At 70.3% G+C, this 8216-nt stretch carries 4 protein-coding genes; all 4 read right to left on the reverse strand.

What is annotated here, in order from left to right:
- Window positions 1-368, reverse strand: a 368-nt coding sequence (locus E4L96_RS08350; RefSeq protein WP_220433410.1) for a hypothetical protein, incomplete at its 3' end; no start/stop codon positions are given.
- A gap of 13 nt (window positions 369-381) precedes the next feature.
- Complete coding sequence (recD, locus tag E4L96_RS08355; protein WP_135206757.1) at window positions 382-2307, reverse strand: exodeoxyribonuclease V subunit alpha; 1926 nt, start codon at window positions 2305-2307, stop codon at window positions 382-384.
- Window positions 2304-5936: an exodeoxyribonuclease V subunit beta gene (gene recB, locus E4L96_RS08360; RefSeq protein ID WP_135206758.1), complete on the reverse strand. Its 3633-nt coding sequence runs from the start codon at window positions 5934-5936 to the stop codon at window positions 2304-2306. Before recB ends, recD begins: the two co-directional genes overlap by 4 nt.
- A partial coding sequence (gene recC, locus E4L96_RS08365; protein WP_135206759.1) for an exodeoxyribonuclease V subunit gamma occupies window positions 5933-8216 on the reverse strand: 2284 nt, incomplete at its 5' end. The genes recC and recB, both read right to left, overlap by 4 nt.

Here is an 8216-nt window from a genome sequence, read left to right on the forward strand (position 1 = left end):
GCGGCAGGCACCGCCGCGCTGATGGCCGCTGGCCGCTCGAACCAGTCCTCCCAGCAGCCGTCACCGCGCCAGTCTCCGGTGGGCGTGATGTTCAGGCAGCGCCCGCCGGCCGCGCCAAAGGCATTGGCATGGCGCTCGCCCGCCGCATGGCCCAGCAGGGCGCCGGCGCGCGCGTGGGTGACGCGGCTGGCCGTCGACTCGGTGTAGTCCCCGCCGGTGACCAGGCACAGATACGGCGCTTCGTGCATGTGCAGCGGCAGCTGCTCCAACGGCGCATGCTCATGCTCGCTCACCAGCAGACCGCCAAGCGACAGCGCCAGGCGGCGGGCGCCGAAATGGCGCGGTTCGGAGTCTATGGTTGCGTTCATGGACAGGTTCCGGTCAGGCCAGTTTGCCGCGCAGGCCGCTGGCGCGCTGGGTGCGGCGCACGATGCCTTCCTCCAGCACCGTGCCGCCCGAGGACATCAGCGTAAACACCTGGCTGGCGCGCGTGATGCCGGTGTAGATCAGTTCCCGCGTGATAACCGCGCTGCGTTCGCGCGGCAGCACCATCACCGTGTGGCGGAACTCCGAGCCCTGCGATTTGTGGACCGTCATCGCGTACGCCGTCTCCACATGGCGCAGGCGCGTGGCGAGCACGCTGCGCACGGTGTCGCCCTCCAGGAAGTAGACACGCAGTGAGCCGGGCCGCTGCGGATCCGGCAGGGTCAGGCCGATGTCGCCGTTGAAGACGCCCGTGCCATAGTCATTGCGGGTCACCATGACCGGCCGCCCGGCGTACCACTCGCCGCCGCGCGGCAGCAGACGCGCGCCCTGCAGCTTCGCTTCGATCGCCGCATTCAAGCCCTCCACGCCCCATTCGCCATCGCGTACCGCGCACAGGATGCGAAAGGCCTCGAAGGCCTGCAGGATCGGCTTGGCGTCGTGGGAGTCGGTGCGCACCAGGTCCAGGTAGGGCCGGTAGCCTTCCATCGCCAGCGCCACCACGGACTGCTGGCTGGCGCGCTCCTGCCATTGCACCGCCGCGTCGCCCGCGCGCAGCACGGCGAAGGCGCGCGCGGTGTCGCCGTCGTTCACGGCCAGCGCCAGTTGCCCGATCGGGCCGCCGAAGCGGCGGCTGTGGCGCAGCATCACGGTCTGCTGGGCCAGCGGCCCGCCCTGCCCCGCGAATTGCGGCGGCACGGATTCACCGGTGCAGGCGGCGGCATAATCCAGCGTCTCCTGCGTGTAGCGGCCGGCCTGCGCGTCGTGGCACAGGTCCCCCAGCACGGCACCCGCTTCTACGGACGCCAGCTGGTCCTTGTCGCCCAGGAGGATCAGGGTGGCGGTGGTCGGCAGCGCATCGAGCAGCGCGGCCATCATCTCCAGGTGCACCATCGAGGCTTCGTCGACGATCAGCACGTCCACGTCGAGCGGGTTGCCACGGTTGTGGGCGAACGCGCGCGTGTCCGGACGGGCGCCGAGGAGGCTGTGCAGGGTGCGCGCGGCGCCCATACGGGTGGTCAGCTCGCGCAGCGGCAGCGCGCCGCCCACGCGCTCGGCCAGGTCGCCCAGTGCCTTTTCGATCGACTGCTTGAGGCGCGCGGCCGCCTTGCCGGTCGGCGCGGCAAGGGCGATGCGCTGGCGCTGGGCCTCGTCTCCCGCCAAAGCAAACAGGAGCGCGAGCAGGCGCGCCACGGTGTAGGTCTTGCCGGTCCCCGGGCCGCCTGTGATCACAGCCATGCGCCCGCGCACGGCGATGGCGCAGGCCAGGCGCTGCCAGTCCGGTGGCTCGCCGTGGCGCTGGTTGGAGGCGAACAGCACGTCCAGCCAGCCCTTCACCTCGTGCGCGTCGATGGCGCGCAGGGTGCGGGCGCGCTGGCGCACCGAGTCCGCGACCAGTGCTTCGTCGCGCCAGTAGCGGCGCAGGTACAGGCGCTCTTCTTCCAGCACCAGCGGTTCGCCGAAGTCGAAATCACCAGGGCACCAGACCGGCTCGCAGGCCGCCAGCGCCTCGCGCCACGTCTTCACGGTGCGAGGTACCGTGCCGCAGGTCGCGGCCAGCGCGCGCCACTCCGGCGCCTCCCAGCCGAGCAGCGCGGCGGGGTCGCTGGCCAGGTCGGCCAGTTCCAGGCAGCTGTGGCCGCGGCCTTCCAGTTCGGACAGCACCACCGTGGCCAGCATCAGCGGGCCGCCCGCGTGGCCGAGGGAGCCGATGAAGCGCGCGAACACGCCGGACAGGCGGCGCAGCGCGCCCGCGCCGGTCAGGCGGTCGATCTCGGACCAGAATTCCTGCGGCACGGTCTCGGGAGCGTGGGGCGCGTTCATGCTTCTCCCTTCATCATGCGGTCCACCTGGTCCAGCAGCTCCGCATCCGGCTCGATCAGGAAGCAGCCGCGCGTGGACGGGTTGGCGATCCCGCGCAGGAACAGGAAGATCGCGCCGCCCAGCTGGCGCGCCGGTTCGTAGTCCTCGCCCAGACGGCTTTGCAGCAGCCGGTGGAGGGCCAGCAGATAGATGGTCCCCTGGATGTCGTAGCGGTGGTCGGCCATGCCGGCCGCCATCGCAGCGCGGCTGTAGGCGCTGTCGCCGGCGCCGAGGGCATTCGACTTGTAGTCCAGCAGCCAGTAGCGGCCCTCATGTTCGAACACCAGGTCGGCGAAGCCTTTCAGCATGCCGTGCAGCTGCCGCTCGGGCAGCGGCGCGCGCTTGGCACCGACGCCATCGAGCACGCGCGCGGCGCACAGGCGGTCCAGCGCGCGCGCGTCCAGGTGCTCGCTGGGGAACCAGAATTCCATCTCGGGCAGCACACCGTCCAGGTCCGCCAGCGCGGCGCCCAGCGGCGGCAGGCGCGTGGTGGCGATGGCGTGCAGCCAGGCGATGGTGTCGTCCTGCCGGTTGTCCCAGCCCGCGCGCTTGAGGCGCGGGCCGATGCGGGCCGCGCAGTTTTCGTCGTCGACGCTGGCGAAGCCCACGTCCCCCGCCAGCCATTCCAGCTGCTCGTGCAGGAAGTTACCGGCGTAGGCGCCGCGCGGGAAGCGGTGCCAGGGTGCGTCCTCGCTCTTCGCTGCCGCGGCGGCCGTGGCTTCGCCGTCCTCGAACAGGATTTCGTCCTGCGCCCGCATCGGCGCGGCGTTGGCCTGGCGCGTGAGCGAGGTGAAGCTGCCGACCGACCAGTCACGCTCGAACTGCGCGTCGAAGCGGCGCGCGTCCAGCAGCTCCGGCTTGGCTTCGTCACGGGCCAGCACGGTGAGGCCATGCTCCGCGGGCAGCGACTGCAATTCGATGGCTGGGTGGCCGCCGCTGATGCGCTGCAGGGCTGCGTCCAGCTCCGACGCGGCGATTGGATCGCCGCCGCCCAGCAGGTAGCCGAGAGCCGAGTCGTGCAGCGTGTTGCCGTTGCCGCGCGGTGCCGCCACGGCGGCCACACCCAGCCACAGGAAGTGGCGCGCCCGCGTCAAGGCCACGTAAAGCAGGCGCAGGTCTTCTTCGATGCGGGCGCGTTCGACGGCCTCCAGCGCGCCGTCGGACAGCGCCAGGTCGATGCGGCGCGTGCCTTCCTCGTCCACGTACTCAAGGAAGCTGCGGTTGCGCCGGTCCGCCTTGCGCGCCGAGACGGCGAACGGCAGGTACACCAGCGGGTACTCCAGACCCTTGGACTTGTGCACGGTGATGACCTTGACCAGGTCCGCATCGCTCTCCAGCCGCAGCACGCGTTCGTCGCTTACTTCGCCCTCGCCTTCCACCTGCTCGGCGAACCAGCGGATCAGGGCCTGTTCGCCATCGAGCTGGGTGCTGGCCTCCTGCAGCAGTTCGGCCAGGTGCAGCAGGTTGGTGAGCTTGCGCTCCCCGCCGGTCTCCTTGAGCAGCATGGACGGCAGCTGCAGCTCGTGGATGAAACGGCGCAGCATCGCCAGCACGCCCTGGCGCTGCCACACCACGTGCAGGGCCTTGAGCTGCTCCACGCGCTGCTCCCACGCCAGTTCGTCGGCGGACAGGCGCGCCAGTTCGGCCAGCGGCAGGGCCGCGGTGCGGGTCGCGAAGGCGGCGCGGGCCAGCATGCCGTCCAGTGGGCTGGCCACGGCGGACAGCCAGCGCAGCATGTCCTCGGCCTCCACGCTCTTCATCACCGAGTCCTTGTCCGACAGGTACACGGTGGGCACGTTGCGCCGGGCCAGCGCACGGCGGATGGCGCGCGCCTCGTTGCGGTCCCGCACCAGCACCGCGATGTCGGCCGGGACCAGGCGGCGGAAGCCCTGGGGCCCATCCGCGAAGCCGGCCTGCGGGTCGTTCAGCAGCTGCACGATGTGTTCCGCACAGTGGCTGGCAAAGAATTCGCGGTAGTCGGCGGCCTTCAGGTCGTCGCGCGCGGTCGCGCACAGGGCCAGCGCCTGATAGGGGCCGGCGACGCCGGTCAGGTGTTCGGGGCGGCCCTTGGCATCGACGGCTTCGAACGGCAACGGATTGACCTCGCCCTTCTTGAAGCGGAAGGCCGCCGCCGCATAGCCCTGCTCCGCATGCAGGAACAGCTGGTTCACCGCCTGCACCAGCGCCGCCGTGGAGCGGTAGTTGGTGCCGAGCTGGTAATGGCGGCCTTCGGTGGCGCGGCGCGCGGCCAGGTAGCTGTGGATGTCCGCACCGCGAAAGCCGTAGATCGACTGCTTCGGATCGCCGATGAGGAACAGGCCGTGCGCCGGGTCGTTGTCAGCGACGCGGTACAGCAGGTTGAAGATGGTGTACTGGTCCGGCGAGGTGTCCTGGAATTCGTCGATCAGCGTGACCGGGTACTGCTCCACGATGCGCTTGCGCAGGGCGACACCGTTGGGGCCTTGCAGCGCGGCCTTCAGGCGTTCCAGCATGTCCGCAAAGCCGAACTGGCGCACGCGCGCCTTCAGCTCGGCCATGCGCTGGGCGATGGTGGCGGCGGCGTGCTTGACCAGCGCGTGCGAGATCGGATCGAGCTTGTCCAGGCAGGCCTTGAGGTCGCCGGTGCAGTCGAAGCAGCCGGGGATCGTGGCTGTGAAGCCAGCCCCGAAGGCATCCGCGATGCCGTCGGGCGTCAGGCGGGTCCACGCCGTGGGCGTGACGGCGGGGACTTCGGCCAGCGGATCGCCCGCCCAGGTGCGGAAGGCCGCGAACCATTTGGTCAGCGAATCGGCGCGCAGCTTGTTGCCGTTAAAGGCTTTCGGGTTCGCGGCGCGGTGCCCGGCGATCCACTGCTCCATCTGGTCGATGCGCTCCAGCCAGCCCTCCTTCAGGCGCGCCAGTTCCTCGCGGCGGCCGCGCTCCAGGTCCGCCACCAGCCGCACCAGCGGGCCGGGTCGCACGTCGCCCAGCAGGTCGGTGCGGTGGACCAGCTGGACCACCGAACGCTTGAGGACCTCCACATCGCCCCAGCAGGCCAGCACCAGTTCGAGCGCGTTGGCATTGAGCGGGTACACGTGCTGGCGCCAGTAGTCGTGCGCGGCGTCCTCGAACAGGACCCGCTCGTCGCTGACCAGTTCCTCGTCGAACAGGCTGCCGCTGTCGAAGGCGTGCTCGCGCAGCATGCGCTGGCACCAGGCGTCGATGGTGAAGACGGCTGCTTCGTCCATCGTTTCGGCAGCCAGTACCAGGCGGTGGGCGGCGGCCATGCGCTCGGATTCGCCGCTGCATTCGTCGGCCAGCGCTTGCAGGTAGGGATCGGGTTTGGCGGACTGGCCGCGGAAGAAGGCGGCGGCTTCGATCAGGCGTTCGCGCACGCGGTTGGAGAGCTCGCGGGTGGCGGCGCGGGTGAAGGTCATCACCAGGATCTCGGGCGGCATCAGCGGGCGCGCGAAAGCGTCCTCCCCGCCGTGGCCCAGCACCAGGCGCACGTACAGCGCGGCGATGGTCCAGGTCTTGCCGGTGCCGGCCGAGGCTTCGATCAGGCGCGAGCCATGCAGCGGGAAGGTCAGCGGGTCGAGATGGACGCTCATGCCTGCAGCTCCACGATCAGTTGCGCATGCACCTGCGTTTGCGACCAGTCGAGCAGCGGCTGATAGACGGCAGCGGCCATGGCCGGCCAGTCTTCCACCGCTTTCAAATCGGCGTATTCGGGCCAAAGGCGCGCCAGGCAGAGGTCCGAGCCTTCCCCGCGCACGTCATGGCCGCCGTCATAGACAGGAGCGGCGGGGTCGCCGCTGAGCAGGGCCAGCGCGGTATTGCAAGCGACGGGCAAGGGCGTATCCAGGTTACGGCGCCACAGCGTGACCAGGTTGTTAAGCGTCGCGCGGGCATACGCCGGATCCAGCGCGTCCATGCGCAGGATGGCGTCGCGGGCGACGAGGTAGCCCGTCACTGGCGACCCGGCAGCGGCGGCGGCCAATTGACGCAGCCATGCCCACGCGAGCTTGTCCAGCCGGATGCCGCCCCCGGCGGCCAGTGCCTTGGACGACGACTGCGCCAGCCACGCCACGCCGCCCTGCCCCGCGCGCAGCTTGTCGATCCAGTCGTCCATGCGGATGGAGCCGAAGTCCAGGCTCACCGACAGCTTGGGCGCGGGCTCCGAGAACTGGGCGCCCAGCTCCAGCCATGCGCTGCGGACCGGTACCAGTTCTTGCACCAGTTGCTCTTCCCAGCGGCGGCCCACGAGGCCGATCGGCAGCACGCCCTCGCGCGCGAGCTTTTGCGCGCGGTCGGCGAGGCGTGCGCGGACTTCGTCCAGCGGCTCGGGTTCGCCCGCGTCGTCCAGCAGTTCGTCTTCCAGGAAGTAGCGTTCCAGTGCGTCGAGCGCGAACGGTTCCTCGTCCTCACCCACCTGTGCGGTCTCGCCGAACATCACGCCGAGGCGGCGGCGGAAGAAGTGGCGCACGGGCTGGCGCAGGAATTCGGCCAGCTCGTTCAGGCGCAGGGTGAAGTTCGGTTCCAGTTCGTACGGCGGCAGCGCGCCCTCTTCCACATCGCGGTCGGTGTGCGCCACGCGCCATTCGCCCGCGTAGGTGGGCAGGCCAGCGCGTTCGAAATAGCGGCGGCTGAACGGCTGCAGCGGGTGCTCGGTGGTCAGCGTGTGCACATCGAGCTGCCAGCCCGCGGCAAGATAGTCGCGCAGCTGCGAGACCAGCACGGACGGCGGCTGCTCCGAGTTGTCGCGCACATTGCGGCCGACCCAGCTCACATACAGCTTGTCGCGCGCGGCCAGCACGGCTTCCAGCATCAGGTAGCGGTCATCGTCGCGGCGCGAGCGGTCGCCGGGGCGCGCCATGCCGGGGAGCGCGAGCAGGTCGAAGTCGGACTGGCTGGCGCGGCGCGGGAAGTCGCCATCGTTCATGCCGAGCAGGCAGACCACGCGGAACGGCACCGCGCGCATCGGCATCAAGGTGCAGAAGGTGACGCCGCCGGATACGAACTGGTGGTTCAGCGTGGGCTCGGCCATTGCACCCAGCCAGGCTTCGCGCAGCACCGCCAGCGGCACTGGTTCCTCGTAGCCCGCGTCGGCGCAGGTTTCGAGCCAGCCTTGCAACGCCGCGTCGAGCTGGGACAGGGTCAGACGGTCTTCTTCGGATTGCGGCACGAAGAAAGCGGCCAGCAGCGCGCGCGCCTGCACGCCCCAGTCGGCGGGGCTGCGCGCATCAATCAAGGTGGTGCGCCAGGCCAGCAGCGCTTCCACCAGCTGGGCGAGCGAGCCGGCCAGCGCCGCATCGAGGCCGCCCACTTCGCCGTACGGTTCGATGTCGCCGAAAGCCGTGCCGGAACCGCTTGCGTAACCGAGCAGCATGCGGCGGATGCCGAAGATCCAAGCATTCTGTTCGCCCGCCGCGCCCAGTCCGAGGCCCGCGCGGTGTTCGCGGTCCAGGCCCCAGCGCACGCTGGCCCCTTCGATCCAGGCGCCCAGCGTGGGCAGGTCGTCCTCGTCGAGGCCGAAGCGCGCGGCCAGCGCGGGCACGTCCAGCAGGTCGCGTACTTCGCTCTGACGGCAGCGCTGCTGCGGGAGGCGCAGCAGCCACTCCAGGGCGCCCAGCAGCGGGTTGACGCTGCGGTCGCGCACATCGCCGATCTCGAAGGGAATGTAGCGGGGGTCGCTGCGGCGGTGCTGGTCGAACACCGCGTGGATCGCGGCCGAGAAGGTGTCGATGTCCGGCACCATCACCACCACGTCGCGCGGGCGCAGCGTGGGGTCGGCGGCGAAGAAGGTCAGCAGGTTGTCATGCAGGATTTCGACCTCGCGCTGGGCGCTGTGGGCGACCACGAATTCGATCGAGCGGTCCGTGTCCTCGGGC

The sequence above is a fragment of the Zemynaea arenosa genome (assembly GCF_004614185.1).
GTDB lineage: Bacteria > Pseudomonadota > Gammaproteobacteria > Burkholderiales > Burkholderiaceae_D > Telluria > Telluria arenosa.